We start from the raw sequence: 16,140 nt of genomic DNA, 5'->3' as shown, positions 1-16,140 counted from the left end.
GTTTCGATAAACGTTGCATGCTTGCCTGTTAATCGTTGTCATCGCGTAATGATCGTGTCGCAATAGATGGGGTCGTATTCGATAAGCCGTGCTCGGCGCCCGCAGGTCTCGGCAGCAATCAAGGTGGTGCCGGATCCGCCAAAGATATCCAGCACAGTTTGGCCGCGCTTGGTGCAGTCGCGTATCGCATCGGCAACCAGCGCGGTCGGTTTCACTGTCGGGTGCATCGCCTGGTCCTCACGGCGATGTGCGCTCATGCTGCTGACCCCGGGATAATCCCAGACGTTGGTCCGATAGCGGCCGGTATCTCCGAGACCAAAGGTACAGTTCCCACCTTGAAGACAAAGACCAGCTCGTGTTTGGAGCGATAAAATGTTCCCATACCGCCATTCGTCTTGTTCCAGACGCACATGTTCTTCAACTCGGTGAAACTGGCGGCGCCAGCCTCAAGCAACTCGCCCATGTGCCGCCAGTCTATGCAGATGAATGCTATCGCGCCGTCCCGGCAGACGGAGGCAGCCAGCGACAATGTTTGTGTCAGGAAGTTCGTAAACGCCTCCCGAGACATCTCGCCTGAGGCCATGGCGAACTCGCGATGTCGCATGGTTCCTAATCCAGACACATGCCCGTCGATGGGGACGTTGTAGGGCGGGTCCGTAAAAACCAAATCCACAGGCTCGTTCCCGAGAAGGAGACCATAGTCGGTCCGGCTCCGAGCATCTCCGCACAACAGACGATGGCGACCTAACGACCATAGATCGCCCCGACGGGATACCGGCGTGGCTGGCGGCTCGGGAACGACATCGGCTGGCGCGACCTCTTCGGCCGATCGTTCACCGGCTTGGTCCAGGACGAGATCCGTTTCTGCCAGAGAGAAGCCCGTCAAGGAGACGTCGAAGTCGACATCGATCAATGCTTGCAACTCAATGGCCAGGATTTCACTGTCCCAGCCAGCGTTCAAAGCGAGTTTATTGTCTGCAAGCACGTAGGCGCGCCGTTCGGCTGGGGAGAGGTGGGATAGTTTGAGCGTTGGAACAGTCGAGAGACCAATTTCCTTGGCTGCCATAACTCGGCCGTGCCCCGCGATAATCTCACCTTCATTGCTGACCAACACCGGATTGGTAAAACCGAAACGTTGGATGCTGGCCGCGATCTGTTTGATCTGTTTCTTGGAGTGGGTGCGTGCGTTGCCGGCGTAGGGCTTGAGAGATGAGATAGTTCGCATCTCGATCTGTTGTGTGTTGGAAATCACGCGTACACTCCCGATATTTATACAAACAAAGTTCACGAGCATGCCAAAAGAGAATCGACAGCTCTCGCGTAGCGTGAACCGCAGTCTGTAAATGAATAGTTTCGGTGTTTCGGCTTGGGTGTGATCGTGTTCATCGGGATAATTCGGGATCCCACTTAATGACGTTCGAATCCCGGTTAGCGGCGTTAGCATCCCAGATAGTTGTCACTTGATAGCAACTGGCGACTTAAAATCTCGCTCTCGTCTTACTCTCCGCTTGTCGTGCAACTTTGATATCAAAGCACGGAGTGCTCAAGCTCCAATGCTGGTAGCTCATAAGAAGAGATCGGAGGTGATAGATGTCTTTGATTCTCATTCAGTTTCGCACTTAATGCGCGAATTCTGATTGCTTTTGCCTTGTTCGCGCCGATCGAAAGGCGCATCACGTCGATGGATGTTAAAAAAATTTAGATATTGGACATTGAGATTTTCCCTGTTTCCACTCCAAATTTCCCTGTTCCGTCGATAATTTTCCCTGTTATCCCAGATAGGGAATTTTGCTAAAAGCACCTGCGACACAGCGCGCGCTTGGCCTTAGCAGTCGTCAAAAGGGCGCTGATCTCTGTATTTTCTCTGTTAACAGGGAATTCGCACCGAAGACCGGTTCGCACACGACTGCGTCCGCCACCACCCACCGTCATAGGTATCGAACCTGTGACCACTGGCAGTGATTTTGCCCGCGACGGTGGCCCGAGACAGCAGGACATCGTCCGGCTGTTGATCGCCGCAGGTGCCGATCCGACCATGACCGACCAGTGGGGCGTCTCTCCCCTGCAGCACGCGCAGCAGAAGGGTTACAACGAACTTGCCGATATTCTTGCTCGGGCTTTGACCTGAGCGCTTCTGTCTAGGAGTCAAAAAAATCCCGCCATGTCTGGCGGGATTTTGACTGCAGTCGGCATCTCCGGCACCAGCTACGTATGCGGGAGGGGCAATGACCTTCAGGGCACGCGATCGTTCGCGACAATGCCACCTTCACATTCGAGCTGAGCAATCCGCTCCGCTGCGACGTTGCTGAATTTCAGCCGTACGCCATGGCCGGCCCCGTTCTCGGGAATGAAAACGGCTCCGAGTTCTTCCAGCGCTCGCTTCACGTCTTGCATCTCGCGTTTCACAAGAGACCCGGTGATGTTCTCGAAGCGCTCAATCGAGATCAAATCGACACCCGCGCGCTTGGCGAGCATGCTACGCGAAATCTCAACGAGTGCGCGAGCGGCGCGACACTGCGATCCGGTAATCATCGACAGGCCTCCTAGTAGTATTTTCGTTTTCTTCTTTCGCGAGACCACAGGTACCTATGCGCGCCGCCATCAGGGGCGTAGAGCCAAACAAAGGCCGCCCAGGCCAGGAGCATCCCTCCAACCATAATCAGCATCATATCGACACACCTCGCACGACTTTGCGCCGCACCGACGCAATCAAGCGTCGTAACGGCGTTCATGTTTCACGAACGGGGTTTAGCTCTGTGCCATCGCAAGCGATGTTCGTCGGTCAGTAGATCAATGACGTTGCCAGAGCATGATCTGTATATGGGTCACAAAACTTAAAAATTCAATTAGCTGCGACATAATGGGCCTTTTGTGAAGCCCTGTCGCCTCACGTCCGGATTCATAGAGGTGATAATCGTGACAAACGAGAGCGAGTCCACGGCAGAAAAACGTAAGGCCCGGTTCTGTCCGGGCCTTTATTATTTCTGGGAGTCGTTTTTTAGGCGGCTTCTGCCTCTGCGTTGACGACAGACTTTGCGAGGCCAGTGAGCGTCTGGTCGGTTTTCTTTTCCTCGGCCAGGGTTTCTTTCAAAAGCTTGCTGGCTTTCGACAAGCCGAGTTCGTCTGCCCAGGTAATCAAAGTGCCATAGCGCGAGATTTCATAATGCTCGACCGCCTGGGCCGCAGCGAGAAGGCCCGCATCGAGGGCAGGGGTGCCCTTGTACTCGGACATGATCTCTTTGCCTTCATCGAGAATGCCCATGATGGCATCGCAAGTCTTGCCACGTGGTGTTTCACCAATCTCCTGGAACACCGCGTCCAGCCGCTCGACCTGGCCTTCGGTCTCCACCAGATGCTTCTCGAAAGCGGCCTGCAACTCATCGTTCTGAGCAGCCTTTGCCATCTTGGGCAGAGCGCTCATTATTTTCTTTTCAGCAAAATAGATGTCCTTGAGCGTATCATGAAACAGATCGCTCAGCGTTTTGGCTTTTGCCATGGATGCGCGCCTCTCTTAGCGGTGAGAACAGAAGCGCTCACGCCAAGAACAGGTTAGATGTCAGCGCGTACCGATGCGTTGATGTCGCGACCAGAAGCCGGCAAAATAGCCGCGTCCATCGTCCCTGTTACGGCCGGTTGTCACTCGGCGTGAGCGTCGGATAATGCGCGTCCATCGATAGGGTTTCGTCGGGTGAAAAAGATCGGCCTCCCGAATGGAGGCCGGCTTACCTTGGTGACTTGCGTAGAAGGATTACGCGTGAGCGGCCTTTTCGGGCCGGTGCGTCTCGCGCTCGTTAAAATTCAGAATCACGATGCCTTGCCGGGCAGCGATTGTCCGGACATCTGCCACTGTTCGATCGAGCGCTGCCGCGATGCGGTAAGCCGAACATCCGGCCTCGGCGTAAGTGCGCAGCTTCCGTAGCTCGATTTCGGTCCAGCTATTGCTTTGTAATGTTTGCATTGGAGCCACCCTTGGTTCGCGTTGAAAAGGAACGGCCTCGCGCCATGCAAATCCTGGCGTACTTCGCCGGGTATCCGGCTGGAAAGAGCCGGCGCTATTCGATGGTCGGCTCAATGGGAGGCCGGTTACCGACCAATCCGCTTCCTTGAATAAGGTTGCATGCAACATAAGGAAACTCGGGATTCCTGCATCCGAGTTCCCAAGAGTTCAAACGGGCAATGTACGAGGTGTGGTTTTCAGCAGTCGTTTTGCGTGAAGACTGCTATTGGCGAGTCGGAACCGGGGGACGATATGAAATCGATCGTAACAGGCGCTCCAATCCTGATCTTGTCGAACGGCGTATCGACGATGTTCGACATGATGACAGGGCCTTCCTCAAGTTCGATATAGGCCATTACATAAGGTGGATCGGCGCGATGCATGACGCTGTAACTGTAGACAGATCCGCGTCCTGAAGCTTCTTCCCAGTCGAGATTGCAGCCAAAACAGAAAGGGCAGTGCGCGCGAGGATAGTGATGAGCCTTGCCGCAGTCCTGGCAGCGATGCAGCAAAAGCTTGCGTTGCGCTAGAGCGTCCCAATAGGGGCGCGTATCTGGGGTTGTCTGGCGCTTGGGCTCGCTCTTGAGGTTCACCATCCTATTCGCGCTCCAGAATAAGCGTACCGCTGACGTGGCGCGTGCCGAGGCGGCCTCCGGTAGCTTGCACCAAAGCCAGATCGCAACCCGGAACCTGCACGGCAGGATGGGCTTCACCGCGTAACTGCCGCACGGCTTCAATAATCTTCGTCATCCCGCCACGATTGGCGGGATGATTGTTGCAGAGGCCGCCGCCATCCGTGTTGAAAGGAAGCTTGCCGACACCGGAGATCAGGTTGCCGTCCGCGACAAACGCACCGCCTTTGCCCTTCTCGCAAAACCCTAGATCTTCGAGTTGGATCAGCACGGTGATCGTGAAGCTGTCATAGATGGAGGCGTATTTGATATCCGTCGGTGTGACTGCGGCCTCGGCGAAAGCGATCGGGCCCGAGCGTGCGGCTGCCGATGTTGTCAGATTAATGCGGCCACCCATCTGATGCTGGATGGCTTCGCCTGCGCCACGAAGTTTGACCTTCGGGCGCCGCAAGGATTTCGCGATATCGGGATGAGCGACAATGATGGCACCGCCGCCGTCCGACACCACGCAGCAATCGAGTTTATGGAGCGGCGAGGCGACCATTGGTGAAGCCAGCACGTCATCGACGGTGACAACATTCGGTAGCATGGCATGCGGGTTATGCTGGGCGTGGTGGGAGGCCGCAACCTTGATCCAGGCAAGCTGCTCCGAGGTGGTGCCGAATTCGTACATGTGGCGCATAGCGCACATGGCGTAGAGATTGCTGATAACCGGTCGATAGGGATGTTCGAACGGAACATCCGGCGCATCATCCGTGAAGACATGCGGGACGGTGCCAATGGTGGATGCCTGCGAGCGCGGGCGGCCGGCCAGCGTTATGAGGGCGATCCGGCATTTGCCCATCGCGATGGCTTCGGCCGCATGCGCGACATGAAGCAGATAGGATGAGCCGCCGGTATCGGTCGAATCCATGTGCCGGACATCAAGTCCAAGATAGTCCAGCATGGATAGAGGGCCGAGGCCGGAGGCGTCGCCTGCGCAGAAATAGCCGTCAACGTCGTCCTTGGTCAGGCCGGCATCGTCGAGCGCGCCCTTTGCGACCTCCGCATGGAGTTGCCCAAGCGATTTGTCGGGCGCTTTGCGGGTGGGGTGTTCGTAAGCGCCGACAATATAAGCTGCGCCGTTGATGCTCATGCTGTCTCCGCTAGAAGCCGCGGGGCTCTGCTATGCAGCGTCCGTTGCGATGACCTTGCTGATAACAGGCCAATAGTATTCGCCAAGGCCTTTTTCCGAAGCGCTCGCCAGAATCTTGTCAGCCGTGCGTGCGCCGGGCAGCGGAACACCGAATTGCTCGCCGAGCGCCAGCGCGTAGGAGATATCCTTACGAGCGTAATCGGTCGAGAAAGCCCGCTCCGGGAAATTCTCCGGCAGCACCGATTTCATGCCGTGGTTGCGCAGTGCGAAGCTGTCAGCCGAACCCTTCATCAGGGTCTTGAACAGCATCTCGCCATCGACACCGGCGCGGCGGGCGATGGTGATAGCCTCAGAGAGTGCGACGACTGTTTCGACGAGCACCATGTTGTTCAAAATCTTGACGACCTGGCCCGCGCCGACATTGCCGCAGTGCGTGACGTCGCTTGCGAAGCAGGACAGCAAAGGCTGTAGCGTGGCGTAAGTCTCGGCATCGCATCCGACCATCACACTCAGCCGCCCTTCCTGAGCGGCTTGGCGGGTCCGAGCGATAGGTGCATCCGCGTAGCGTGCGCCTTTTGCCTGGAAGCGTTCCGCAAGGGCGTGCGTGAGCGTCACCGGAGACGTCCCGAGATCGACGACGATCTGACCCGCGCGCGCGTTAGGTAGAATGTGGTTGTTGCAGACATCCTCAACCTGAATGCCGCTCGGCAACGCCAAAAAGATGATGTCGGCTGTCTGCGCCATCAGATCGATGGTCTCACAGGCTTCGACACCGAGAGCTGAGAGCCGCTGCAGCGGTTCGGTCTGGCGGTCATAGATAATGACCTTGAATCCACTTTTCTGCGCCAGATGCCGACACATCGGCTCGCCCATAGTACCAAGCCCGATGAAACCGAGGGTCTTTATGCTCATTACTTTACTCTGCTTGTGTGTGCCGGCACTGCCGCTGGTGAACTAGAGGTCGAAATAGATGCTCTTGGCGAGCTGATAGAGCCGAAGCCCCTCGATGCCTTTCTCCCGGCCAAGTCCGCTGTCCTTGAAGCCACCGAACGGCGTAGAGATGCTGAGTTGCTTGTAGGTGTTGATCCAGACCGTACCGGCGTCGATCTGCCGCGCGATCCGCCAGGCGCGACGGTAATCCGCCGTCCAGATACCGCAGGCGAGGCCGTAAGCCGTTCCGTTAGCCTGCTCGACCAGATCGTCTTCGTCTTCGAACGGCAGGATACAAAGAACGGGGCCGAATATTTCTTCACGGCAGACCGTTGCCGAATTCGGCAAACCGGCAATCAGCGTGGGAAGATAGAAGGCGCCTTTCGCCAACGCTTCATCGTCCGGGCGTTTGCCGCCCTCAAGAATTTCACCACCTTCAGCCCGCGCCGATGCAACAAGGCCTTCGACCTTCTCGCGATGAGTGAAAGAGGCGAGCGGCCCCATCGTGCTGCCGGGTTGATCCGGAAGTCCGACCTTGATTTGCCGGACTTTTGCGCGAAGCCGCGAAACTACGTCGCCATAGACCGCGCGTTGGATAAAGAGGCGCGAGCCCGCCACGCAGGATTGTCCGCTGCCTTCAAAAATGCCGCCGATGATGCCGTCAACGGCCGCATCGAGATCGGCATCGGAAAAGACGATGTTCGGCGATTTGCCGCCCAGCTCGAGTGCGGCGGGGATTAGACGCTCCGCGGCAACGCGTCCGATCGCACGGCCGGTCTCGGTGCCGCCGGTGAACGACACCATGCGAACCTTCGGATGCTGGATCAGCGGCGCACCCGTGTCCCGCCCATAGCCGGTCACAACGTTGAGTACACCAGCCGGCAAGCCGGCTTCGATCGCGATCCTGGCGACTTCAATCGCCGCGGTGGGCGTCACCTCTGATGGCTTGACGATGACCGCATTACCGGCTGCCAATGCGGGCGCGATCTTTTGCGCTTCCATCGTAAGAGGCGAATTCCACGGCGTGAGAGCTGCAACCACGCCGACCGGCTCGTGGATTGTCATCGACAGATAGTTGCCGCGCGGGGGCGTAACTGCACTGGGCAGAGTTTCGCAGACGCCTGCATAATAACGAAAAGTTGCAGCCGCGCTTGCCGCCTGCGTGCGGCATTCGGCGAAAACCTTGCCATTCTCGCGCATCTGGATTTTTGCGAAATGCTCGGCTTTCTTGACGATTCCGTTGGCGATCTCGTGCAGGATACGCGCCCGCTCATGCGGACGCATGTTGCGCCACTTCTGATCGGATGCAGCTTTGTGCGCACTTGCGACAGCGTGCTGAACATCGTCGGTGCTGGCTGCGGAGACATGGTAGTTGATCTCGCCGGTGGCAGGATTGACCGAAGAAAATGCCTGGCCTGTTCCCTGAACTGCTTCACCGTCGATAAAGAAGGGGAGAGGTTGGGACGCGCTCTTGGGTTGGGAAGACGCCGGACTGCTCACAAAAATTTCCCTTGCATGTTCTGTCTAACAGAACGTATATTCTCTTTTATAGTACGATAAATGACGCTCCCTGGTTTGGCAAGGTGAGCGATGGGAAGAGGCGGGGATGGCTGTGGTTGATAAGGATACGAATGGATCGCATGGCGTGGCTGCGGTAGAGCGGGCGCTGTCTATTGTGGAAGCCGTAGAGGCAAGCGCGGAACCGCAGACATTGGCGGAGATTGCACAGCGCACCGATCTTTATAAAAGCACGATCCTGAGGCTCCTCGTCACCCTTGAAGGGCGCGGCCTGATCGTGCGCTGGAGCGACGGGCGATATGCGTTAGGTCCCGCGGCGTTCCGGCTCGGTCTTGCCTATAATCGTTTCGATCAGCTCCGAGGCCACGCCATTCAGGTTCTCCATGATCTCGTGAATAAAGGATCGGAGTCGGCCTCGATTCATATCCGACACGATGCAACGACGCGGTTGTGTCTTTGCCGGGTGGATTCGAAGCATTCAACGCTCGACCGTATCTCCGAGGGCGATCTTTTGCCGCTGGATCGGGGCGCTGCGGGCCGGCTCCTGCTGGCGTTTGAGGGCAAAAAGGGTGCGGCATATGACCGCCTGCGATCGGAATGTTTCGCGCTTTCCACGGGCGAACGTGAACCGGGTTGCTCTGGAATGGCGGCGCCGATCTTCGGCGTGGAGGGCGTGATCAAGGCAACGCTGTCGCTTTCCGGCCCGGGTGAACGCTTTACGAAAGAGCGGATTGCAAGCATGCGGAAATTGCTGATGAAGGCTGCGGCCACGATCACCGCAAACCTTGGCGGCACTTTTCCTGGTGAGCACGCCGGAACCAATCGTCGCGCAAAATAGCTTTCGGCGTCGAAAGACCGGCTCTGGGGAGTTGACTCGGGGGCGAAAGTCAACTCAATCTATAAAAATACAGAACAATCGTTCTGTTAGACAGAACAATAAGAAAAGCTCTGCTTAAAGCTTGATGTCGCGGGAGTGAGGGATGCTGGAGTTTTGCAAAGTCGAGCGGGACGAGCATCTTCTTCTCGTGACGCTCAACAGGCCGGATGTGATGAATGCGCTTCATCGGCCGGCGAATTTGGAGCTTGAAAAAGTCTTCAACGATTTCTCGACAGACCCCGAGCTGTGGGTTTGCATCGTCACCGGCGCCGGCGACAAAGCGTTCTCCGCCGGAAACGATCTGAAATATCTTGCGGCAGGAAACGATGCGACGGTGCCGCCGAGCGGCTTCGGCGGTTTGACGGCGCGCTTCGATCTCGACAAGCCGGTGATCGCTGCAGTGAATGGTTTGGCTCTCGGCGGCGGATTCGAGATTGCGCTCGCCTGCGACATCATCGTCGCTGCGGAGAATGCAAGCTTCGGTCTGCCGGAGCCGCGTGTCGGATTGGCCGCCACGGCAGGCGGGTTGTTGCGGCTGACGCGCCAGATTCCAGTCAAGCAAGCTATGTCGATGATCTTGACCGGGCGCTCCGTAACCGCGGAGGAAGGCTTGCGGCTTGGCTTCGTGAATGAAGTTACCCCGGAAGGCGCGTGTCTAGAGCGGGCAAAGAGTCTCGCCCGCGAGATTATCGCTAATTCGCCGCTCGCCGTCCGCGCCGCCAAACACATCGCATATCGCGGTCTCGACTGCGTCGATCTTGAGACGCTGTATCGCGCGCAGCGAAATCTCCCAGTCGCTCAGACTCTTTATGGAAGCGCTGACGCCCTGGAAGGACCAAAGGCCTTTTCAGAGCGGCGGAAGCCGGTCTGGCTGGGACGATAGTTTTATAAACATATCGGGCATGGAGGAGGAATAACAATGAAGCGTGGAATAGGCTGGTTCGTAACCTGTATCGCGATGCTGATGGCCAGCGTCCAATTTGTGTCGGCACAAAATCTGCCGCAGCAGATCAAGATTATCGTTCCCTTCCCGCCGGGTGGGCCGACGGACGTTCTGGCTCGTTATATCGCGCAGGGCCTCTCGGAGAATCTGAAGCGCACTGTCTTTGTTGAAAACCGCCCTGGTGCCAACGCGACGGTTGGCGCTGAGCAGGTCGCCCGCGCCGCACCGGACGGCTCGACTTTGCTGTTCAACGCCACGCATCAGGTGGTGACCCCGGCTCTCTTCAAGAAATTGCCTTATGACACTGAGAAGGATTTCACAGCTGTCGGTCTTGCGGCCACCGTTCCGAACGCGCTGGTCGTCAATCCGAACTTCGAGGCCAAGACGCTCGCCGAGCTGATTGCTTTGGCCAAGAAGGAGCCGGGCAAGCTGTCGTATGGCTCGTTTGGCGGCTCCAATCAGCTCGCCGCCGAACTTTTCAAAAAGATGGCGGGCGTGGACATCGTCCACATTCCCTACAAGGGGCAGGCTCCTGCGATGAACGACGTCGTGGCAGGCCATCTGCCCATGATGTTCGATTCGCTGCCGACGTCTCTTCCGGTGGCAGAAGGCGGGCGCGCGCGCATTCTCGCTGTGACGAGTGCCGAACGGTCGAAGTCACTCCCCGATGTCCCGACGATTGCCGAAGCGGGAAATCTCCCCGGCTATGAGGCGAATGCGTGGTTCGGCCTGTTCATGCCGGCTGCTGAAGGCTCGGCTGTTCAGAAGGATCTCGCCAAGGCCATGGCGGACGTGCTCGCCCGCAAGGACATCCAGGAGAAGTTTATCGCGCTGGGAGCGACGCCGGGCACACTGATGGGTGACGACTTCACCAAGTTCGTTCACGCCGAACTGAAGAAGTGGCGGAAGGTCGTCGACGACGCCGGCATCGAGCGGCAATAGCCCTCGTCCGCCTGGTTTCAATGAGGCGGTCCAGCCGGCTTGCTGGACCGCCAAAATATCGGTTTCGAGGGAAGAAGAATGGCCGCGGATTCAGAGCGAGCAGGGTTGATTAAAGGGCCGCGTGAGTTCTTTAGCGGCATCGTGCTGATGGTCATCGCCTGCGGCACACTGTGGGAGCTACGGAATCTGCCCGGCATCCGGGGATTCTCCCTTGGTCCCGGGACCGTGCCTACGATCTATTCCGTCATTCTGCTTTTGCTCGGCGCGGCGATTCTCGGAATCGGTCTCGTCAAGCGAGGGTCGCCGCTCGACCAGCCTTCGTTTCGTGGAATGGTTTGCGTTGCTGCAGCCCTTGTCCTCTTCGCATTGTGCATTCAGCCGGTCGGCTTGATCATTGCGTCCATCGCATCATTCCTCACGGCTGCGCTCGGCTCCGCCGAAACGCGGTGGAAGGAAACGATTCTGGCGTCGGTGCTTGTCACGGCGTTTTGTTGCCTGCTCTTCGTTTATGGCTTGGGGCTGCCTTTCCAGTTGCTCCCCCGGATTGCGGGGTAACCAATGGATATTCTTTCCAATCTCGCAATCGGCCTGCAAGTCGCCGTATCGCCGACCAACCTGCTGCTGTGTTTGGTCGGCGCGTTGGTCGGTACGCTGGTCGGCGTGCTTCCCGGTGTCGGTACGATCGCGACCGTCGCGATGCTTCTTCCGGTCACGTTCGGCATGCATCCTACTGGCGCCATCATCATGCTGGCGGGGATTTATTACGGCGCCCAGTATGGTGGATCGACGACATCGATCCTCGTCAATATTCCCGGTGAAGCGACGTCGGTTGTGACGGCGCTGGACGGGTTTCAGATGGCGCGTCAGGGCAGGGCAGGCCCTGCGCTTGCGATCGCTGCCATCGGTTCGTTCTTCGCTGGTTGTGTCGCTACTATTCTGATTGCGGCGCTGAGCGTTCCGCTGATGAATCTCGCCTTGGCGTTCGGGCCCGCGGAATACTTCTCACTAATGACGCTGGGTCTGATCCTGGCTGTGGCTTTGGCACGGGGATCGGTCCTCAAGGCCGTTGCCATGATCGTTCTTGGTCTTCTGTTGGCAGCCATCGGCTACGACATGGAAACCAATGTTCCGCGCCTGTCGTTCGGAATCGGAGAGCTTTCGGATGGATTGAGTTTCGCAACGGTCGCGCTCGGCCTGTTTGGCTTTGCCGAGATCATCCGCAATCTGGAAACCCAGACCAGCGAAGATCGCAAACTGGTGCAGGATAAGATCACGGGGCTGATGCCGACACGCGAGGATCTTCGTGCGTCCTGGCCGGCCATTCTGCGCGGCACCGGTCTCGGCTCGGCCCTCGGTATTCTGCCGGGTGGTGGCGCGGTTATCTCCTCGTTTGCATCCTATACGCTGGAAAAGAAGCTCTCTAAGCACCCGGAGCGTTTCGGCAGAGGCGCGATCGAAGGTGTCGCCGGGCCGGAGAGCGCCAACAACGCGGCTGCCCAGACATCGTTCATTCCGCTCCTGACGCTCGGAATCCCGGCGAATGCGGTGATGGCGCTTCTGATCGGCGCGATGATGATTCAGGGAATCGTGCCGGGCCCGCGTATCATGCAGACCCAGCCTGATCTCGTTTGGGGCGTCATCATTTCCATGTGGGTTGGAAATCTGATGCTGCTGATCATCAACCTGCCTTTGGTTGGCATTTGGGTTCGGTTGCTGCGCGTGCCGTATCGCATCCTGTTTCCGGCGATCGTTGTTTTCTGTGCCATCGGCGTTTACTCGATCGGCAACTCGCCGGTCGATGTGATCATCGCGGGCGGCTTCGGCCTCTTCGGATATTGGCTGATGAAGAATGATTTCGAGCCGGCGCCGCTGCTGCTCGGAATGGTGCTCGGGCCGATGATGGAAGAGAACCTGCGGCGCGCCATCATGCTGTCGCGCGGCGATCTCACCGTTTTCGTCACACGCCCTCTTTCGGCAGCCCTGCTCGCCATCTGCGCAATCGTTCTGTTCCTCACCGTTCTTCCGGCGGTGAAGCGGAAGCGCGAAGAGGTGTTCGTGGAGGAATAAGACTCGAGACGATTTCAAGGATCGTGTCCGACCGGACGTCACTGACACGCACAGTTCGATAGAGGGAGACTAGAATGCAAATCTATACCGAGCTCAATCTCGGCAAAACCGATCCGGGTCTGCGCGAGCCGGACATTCCGTTCGACATCACCAAGGCGACGGAAAAAGCAAAGCTGATCGAGTCGCTCGGATTCGACGGTGTGGTTTCCACGGAAACCAAGGACGATTCCTACATCATGATGGCGCTCGCGGCCGACGCAACGACGACGCTGCAGATTGCGACATCGGTGGCAATTGCATTTGCCCGTGCCCCGTACACGACAGCGATGGCGGCGTGGCGCCTTCAGGCGCTCTCGCGCGGTCGCTTCACCCTCGGCCTCGGTCCGCAGGTGAAGGCCCATATCGTGCGGCGCTTTGGCATTCCCTTTACGCCGGCGGGTCCTTGGATGCGGGATTATATCGGCGCCGTTCGTGCGTTCTGGGATTGCTGGCAGAACGGCACCAAGCTGGATTACGAGAGCGAGCGCTACAAGCTCAATCTGATGGTGCCGTTGTTCGATCCGGGACCGATCGAATTTGCGCCGCCCCCGATCCATATCGCTGCGGTCAACACCTATATGGCGCAGGTCGCGGGAGAGGTGGCCGATGGCCTGCGTCCGCACCCGATGTGCACGCCGCGTTATATCCGCGAAGTGCTCATGCCTTCGTTCCAGAAGGGCGCAGCCAAGACCGGACGCGATCCGAGTGGCATCGCGATTGCGATGAAGCCGCTGGTCGCTACCGGCCCGGATGAAGAAACGCTGGAAAAGAAGATCCGGGACGTGCGCGCACGTGTGGCCTTCTATGCGTCGACGCCGGCCTACCGCCCTGCGTTCGAGATCTGGGGCCTCGGCGATCTGGCCGATCGTTTGAGCGTTCTGTCGCGCGAGCAGCGCTGGGAGGAAATGCCCGGCTATATCGACGATGAAATGCTGAACACCTACGCGGTGGTCGGCCTCTACGATGAAATCGCCGACAAGATCGTGGATCGCTTCAGTGGCGTCCTGTCCCATGTGGGCTTCAGCATTCCGGTCGAAAGCGAGAAGGACGCGGAGTTGATGAAGACCATGATCAAACGCGTTCAGGCAGGCTAGTCGGAACACACAAATGAAAGGCGGCGTCCCGGGTGGACGCCGCACCTTACTGAAAAGGGAATGGTGTTATGGACGGAGCGTTGTCGCACATCAGGGTTCTGGATCTGTCGCGTATTCTGGCAGGCCCGTGGTGTACGCAGAATCTTGCCGATCTCGGAGCTGACGTCATCAAGGTCGAGCGGCCTGGTGTCGGCGATGATACGCGGGGATGGGGGCCTCCGTGGCTCAAGGATGCTGACGGCAACGACACCCGCGATTCCGGCTATTACGCCTCTGCCAACCGCAACAAGCGGTCGGTGACGATCAATATTGCCGCGCCCGAGGGGCAGGCGCTGGTGCGTGAGCTCGCGAAGACCGCGGACGTTTTCATCGAGAACTACAAGAACGGCGACCTCAAGCGATACAATCTCGACTACGAGTCCATTCGCGCGGTCAACCCGTCGATCGTGTACTGCTCCGTGACGGGCTACGGCCAGGATGGCCCGTATGCCCAGAAGCCCGGCTATGATTTTGTCTTCCAGGGCATGGGCGGCATCATGAGCATTACCGGCGAGCGCGACGATCTGCCGGGCGGTGGTCCGCAAAAGGTCGGCATGGCGCTGTCCGACATCATGACCGGCATGTATGCCACCATCGCGATCCTGTCGGCCCTGATGTATCGCCAGCAGAGCGGCAAGGGGCAGTACATCGACATGGCCTTGCTGGACTGCACGGTCGCCATGGGCAGCAATCAGGCGCTTGCCTATCTGATGACCGGAAATATTCCGAAACGTTATGGTAATGCGCACGCAGCTGTCGTTCCGTATCAGCCTTTCGCGACGGCGGATGGTCACGTCATCATTACAGTCGGAAACGATCGCCAATGGCAGCGCTATTGCGAGGTGATGGAACGGCCGGATCTCGCCGCCGATGAGCGCTTCACAACGGCCAGCAACCGGATCGTGAATCGCGAGATTTTGTTGCCGGAGATCGCGCGCTCCATGCGAGAGCGCACATCCCAGGATTGGCTCGAGCGTTTGGAAGCCGCGGATGTGCCGTGTGGTCCGATCAACAACTACAAGCAGGTCTTCGAGAACCCGCAAGTCGTGCATCGCCAGATGCACCGTCTTGTTCCACGTGGCGATGGCGCGATGGTGCCGACTTTGGCGAGCCCGTTGCGTCTGACGGAGACGCCGCCGGCCTATCGGAAGGCGCCTCCGGCGCTGGGCGAACATACCGACGACGTGCTCACGGGCCTTTTGGGCAAGACGGATGATGAGATCCGCGATCTCCGTAACAGCAAGGTGATCTGATGGGCGATGGTGAAAACAAACCGGTCATCGCCATCATCGGCGGAACAGGTGACCTCGGCTCCGGTCTCGCCAAGAAATGGGCTGCTGCCGGTTATAAAGTGCTGATCGGATCGCGCTCACGCGAGAAGGCTGAGGCGATGGCGCAATCCATCGGTCATGACGCCGCTGGCTTTAGTTATGCCGATGCGGCCAGAATAGCGGATGTCGTTGTCGTCGCCGTGCCCTATGCCAGCCACGTGGAGACGTTGCACGAGATCAAGCCGGTTCTCTCGGGGAAAATTCTCGTCGATGCGGTGGTGCCTCTCGTGCCGCCGAAGGTCTCGGTGGTGCAGCTTCCAGCCGATGGCTCTGCCGCACGGCAGGCGAAGGATATCGTCGGTGACGAGGTGCGCGTTGTGTCGGCCTTCCACAATGTCGGCGCGGCGAAGCTTCACCAAGGTGGGCGCGCGGAATGCGACGTCCTGGTCTTTGGTGATGATCCGGATGCGCGGTCGCTGGTCATCGGCCTTGCGGGCGAAGTCGCGACGCGAGGCGTGGATGGCGGCGTGCTAGCCAATTCAGTTGCGGCGGAAGCGCTGACCTCGATCCTGATAGGTATCAACCGTCGATACAAGGTCGCCGGTGCGGGTATCCGCATCACAGGCCTGGATTGAATTGCGGCGCGCGAGGTTTGG

17 protein-coding genes and 1 pseudogene are annotated in these 16,140 nt (G+C 58.4%); 9 read left to right on the top strand and 9 right to left on the bottom strand.

The features are described from left to right. Positions 1–38 precede the first annotated feature (38 nt). Positions 39–257 carry a DNA methyltransferase gene (locus tag OCA5_RS19595; protein ID WP_277996259.1) on the bottom strand — a complete coding sequence of 73 codons (219 nt, stop codon included), beginning with the start codon at positions 255–257 and terminating at the stop codon, positions 39–41. Beyond that, positions 254–1,252, bottom strand: a complete 999-nt coding sequence (locus OCA5_RS14965) for a site-specific DNA-methyltransferase (RefSeq protein WP_277996258.1) — start codon at positions 1,250–1,252, stop codon at positions 254–256. Before OCA5_RS14965 ends, OCA5_RS19595 begins: the two co-directional genes overlap by 4 nt. A gap of 693 nt (positions 1,253–1,945) precedes the next feature. Here OCA5_RS14965 and OCA5_RS14960 point away from each other — a divergent pair. Then, on the top strand, positions 1,946–2,128 hold the full coding sequence (locus tag OCA5_RS14960) for an ankyrin repeat domain-containing protein (RefSeq protein ID WP_013913332.1): 183 nt from the start codon (positions 1,946–1,948) through the stop codon (positions 2,126–2,128). A gap of 104 nt (positions 2,129–2,232) precedes the next feature. Here OCA5_RS14960 and OCA5_RS14955 read toward each other — a convergent pair whose 3' ends face one another. The 7 genes and pseudogenes from OCA5_RS14955 to OCA5_RS14925 form a co-directional block, all read right to left on the bottom strand. Beyond that, a complete protein-coding gene (locus OCA5_RS14955; protein WP_013913331.1) occupies positions 2,233–2,532 on the bottom strand; it encodes a hypothetical protein in 300 nt (99 codons plus the stop codon). A 466-nt stretch (positions 2,533–2,998) separates the two neighbouring features. Beyond that, complete coding sequence (locus OCA5_RS14950) at positions 2,999–3,496, bottom strand: YciE/YciF ferroxidase family protein (protein ID WP_012562153.1); 498 nt, start codon at positions 3,494–3,496, stop codon at positions 2,999–3,001. Positions 3,497–3,748: 252 nt separating this feature from the next. Then, entirely contained in the window at positions 3,749–4,126 is a 378-nt protein-coding gene (locus OCA5_RS19530; RefSeq protein ID WP_244405967.1) for a hypothetical protein, read from the bottom strand. Positions 4,127–4,194: 68 nt separating this feature from the next. Then, a complete protein-coding gene (locus OCA5_RS14940) occupies positions 4,195–4,593 on the bottom strand; it encodes a Zn-ribbon domain-containing OB-fold protein (RefSeq protein ID WP_013913329.1) in 399 nt (132 codons plus the stop codon). Position 4,594: 1 nt separating this feature from the next. Continuing rightward, on the bottom strand, positions 4,595–5,764 hold the full coding sequence (locus OCA5_RS14935; protein ID WP_012562156.1) for a thiolase domain-containing protein: 1,170 nt from the start codon (positions 5,762–5,764) through the stop codon (positions 4,595–4,597). Positions 5,765–5,794: 30 nt separating this feature from the next. Beyond that, positions 5,795–6,679 (bottom strand): annotated as a pseudogene (locus tag OCA5_RS14930) (NAD(P)-dependent oxidoreductase); the annotation flags it as partial. Positions 6,680–6,718: 39 nt separating this feature from the next. Then, on the bottom strand, positions 6,719–8,194 hold the full coding sequence (locus tag OCA5_RS14925) for an aldehyde dehydrogenase (protein WP_012562158.1): 1,476 nt from the start codon (positions 8,192–8,194) through the stop codon (positions 6,719–6,721). Between the two features lie 106 nt (positions 8,195–8,300). Between OCA5_RS14925 and OCA5_RS14920 the strand changes: the two genes are divergently transcribed. The 8 genes from OCA5_RS14920 (at position 8,301) to npdG (ending at position 16,119) form a co-directional block, all read left to right on the top strand. After that, positions 8,301–9,050: an IclR family transcriptional regulator gene (locus OCA5_RS14920; RefSeq protein WP_012562159.1), complete on the top strand. Its 750-nt coding sequence runs from the start codon at positions 8,301–8,303 to the stop codon at positions 9,048–9,050. A gap of 142 nt (positions 9,051–9,192) precedes the next feature. After that, positions 9,193–9,972 carry an enoyl-CoA hydratase-related protein gene (locus tag OCA5_RS14915; protein WP_012562160.1) on the top strand — a complete coding sequence of 260 codons (780 nt, stop codon included), beginning with the start codon at positions 9,193–9,195 and terminating at the stop codon, positions 9,970–9,972. Positions 9,973–10,008: 36 nt separating this feature from the next. Further along, positions 10,009–10,974, top strand: a complete 966-nt coding sequence (locus OCA5_RS14910; RefSeq protein WP_012562161.1) for a tripartite tricarboxylate transporter substrate binding protein — start codon at positions 10,009–10,011, stop codon at positions 10,972–10,974. 78 nt (positions 10,975–11,052) lie between these two features. Continuing rightward, positions 11,053–11,529 (top strand): tripartite tricarboxylate transporter TctB family protein, encoded by a 477-nt coding sequence (locus OCA5_RS14905; RefSeq protein WP_012562162.1) that lies wholly within the window; start codon positions 11,053–11,055, stop codon positions 11,527–11,529. A 3-nt stretch (positions 11,530–11,532) separates the two neighbouring features. After that, on the top strand, positions 11,533–13,041 hold the full coding sequence (locus OCA5_RS14900) for a tripartite tricarboxylate transporter permease (protein ID WP_012562163.1): 1,509 nt from the start codon (positions 11,533–11,535) through the stop codon (positions 13,039–13,041). A gap of 74 nt (positions 13,042–13,115) precedes the next feature. Beyond that, positions 13,116–14,174 carry a TIGR03617 family F420-dependent LLM class oxidoreductase gene (locus OCA5_RS14895; protein WP_012562164.1) on the top strand — a complete coding sequence of 353 codons (1,059 nt, stop codon included), beginning with the start codon at positions 13,116–13,118 and terminating at the stop codon, positions 14,172–14,174. A 68-nt stretch (positions 14,175–14,242) separates the two neighbouring features. Then, positions 14,243–15,466 (top strand): CaiB/BaiF CoA transferase family protein, encoded by a 1,224-nt coding sequence (locus tag OCA5_RS14890; protein WP_012562165.1) that lies wholly within the window; start codon positions 14,243–14,245, stop codon positions 15,464–15,466. After that, positions 15,466–16,119: an NADPH-dependent F420 reductase gene (gene npdG, locus OCA5_RS14885; protein WP_012562166.1), complete on the top strand. Its 654-nt coding sequence runs from the start codon at positions 15,466–15,468 to the stop codon at positions 16,117–16,119. The genes OCA5_RS14890 and npdG overlap by 1 nt, the downstream gene beginning before the upstream one ends. The last annotated feature ends 21 nt before the right edge of the window (positions 16,120–16,140 follow it).

The sequence above is a fragment of the Afipia carboxidovorans OM5 genome (assembly GCF_000218565.1).
In the GTDB taxonomy this organism is placed as follows: Bacteria; Pseudomonadota; Alphaproteobacteria; order Rhizobiales; family Xanthobacteraceae; genus Afipia; species Afipia carboxidovorans.
The sequence above is the reverse complement of the archived record's forward strand: the minus strand, read 5'-3'. Positions and strand labels throughout refer to the sequence as shown.

Excerpts from the sequence above, each read along its gene's own strand:
- OCA5_RS14910 (WP_012562161.1), top strand. The coding sequence starts at position 10,009 with ATGAAGCGTGGAATAGGCTGGTTCGTAACCTGTATCGCGATGCTGATG.
- OCA5_RS14900 (WP_012562163.1), top strand. The coding sequence starts at position 11,533 with ATGGATATTCTTTCCAATCTCGCAATCGGCCTGCAAGTCGCCGTATCG.
- OCA5_RS14950 (WP_012562153.1), bottom strand. The coding sequence starts at position 3,496 with ATGGCAAAAGCCAAAACGCTGAGCGATCTGTTTCATGATACGCTCAAG.
- OCA5_RS14940 (WP_013913329.1), bottom strand. The coding sequence starts at position 4,593 with ATGGTGAACCTCAAGAGCGAGCCCAAGCGCCAGACAACCCCAGATACG.
- OCA5_RS19530 (WP_244405967.1), bottom strand. The coding sequence starts at position 4,126 with ATGTTGCATGCAACCTTATTCAAGGAAGCGGATTGGTCGGTAACCGGC.
- npdG (WP_012562166.1), top strand. The coding sequence starts at position 15,466 with ATGGGCGATGGTGAAAACAAACCGGTCATCGCCATCATCGGCGGAACA.
- OCA5_RS14935 (WP_012562156.1), bottom strand. The coding sequence starts at position 5,764 with ATGAGCATCAACGGCGCAGCTTATATTGTCGGCGCTTACGAACACCCC.
- OCA5_RS14955 (WP_013913331.1), bottom strand. The coding sequence starts at position 2,532 with ATGATTACCGGATCGCAGTGTCGCGCCGCTCGCGCACTCGTTGAGATT.
- OCA5_RS19595 (WP_277996259.1), bottom strand. The coding sequence starts at position 257 with ATGAGCGCACATCGCCGTGAGGACCAGGCGATGCACCCGACAGTGAAA.
- OCA5_RS14915 (WP_012562160.1), top strand. The coding sequence starts at position 9,193 with ATGCTGGAGTTTTGCAAAGTCGAGCGGGACGAGCATCTTCTTCTCGTG.
- OCA5_RS14895 (WP_012562164.1), top strand. The coding sequence starts at position 13,116 with ATGCAAATCTATACCGAGCTCAATCTCGGCAAAACCGATCCGGGTCTG.
- OCA5_RS14920 (WP_012562159.1), top strand. The coding sequence starts at position 8,301 with ATGGCTGTGGTTGATAAGGATACGAATGGATCGCATGGCGTGGCTGCG.
- OCA5_RS14905 (WP_012562162.1), top strand. The coding sequence starts at position 11,053 with ATGGCCGCGGATTCAGAGCGAGCAGGGTTGATTAAAGGGCCGCGTGAG.
- OCA5_RS14890 (WP_012562165.1), top strand. The coding sequence starts at position 14,243 with ATGGACGGAGCGTTGTCGCACATCAGGGTTCTGGATCTGTCGCGTATT.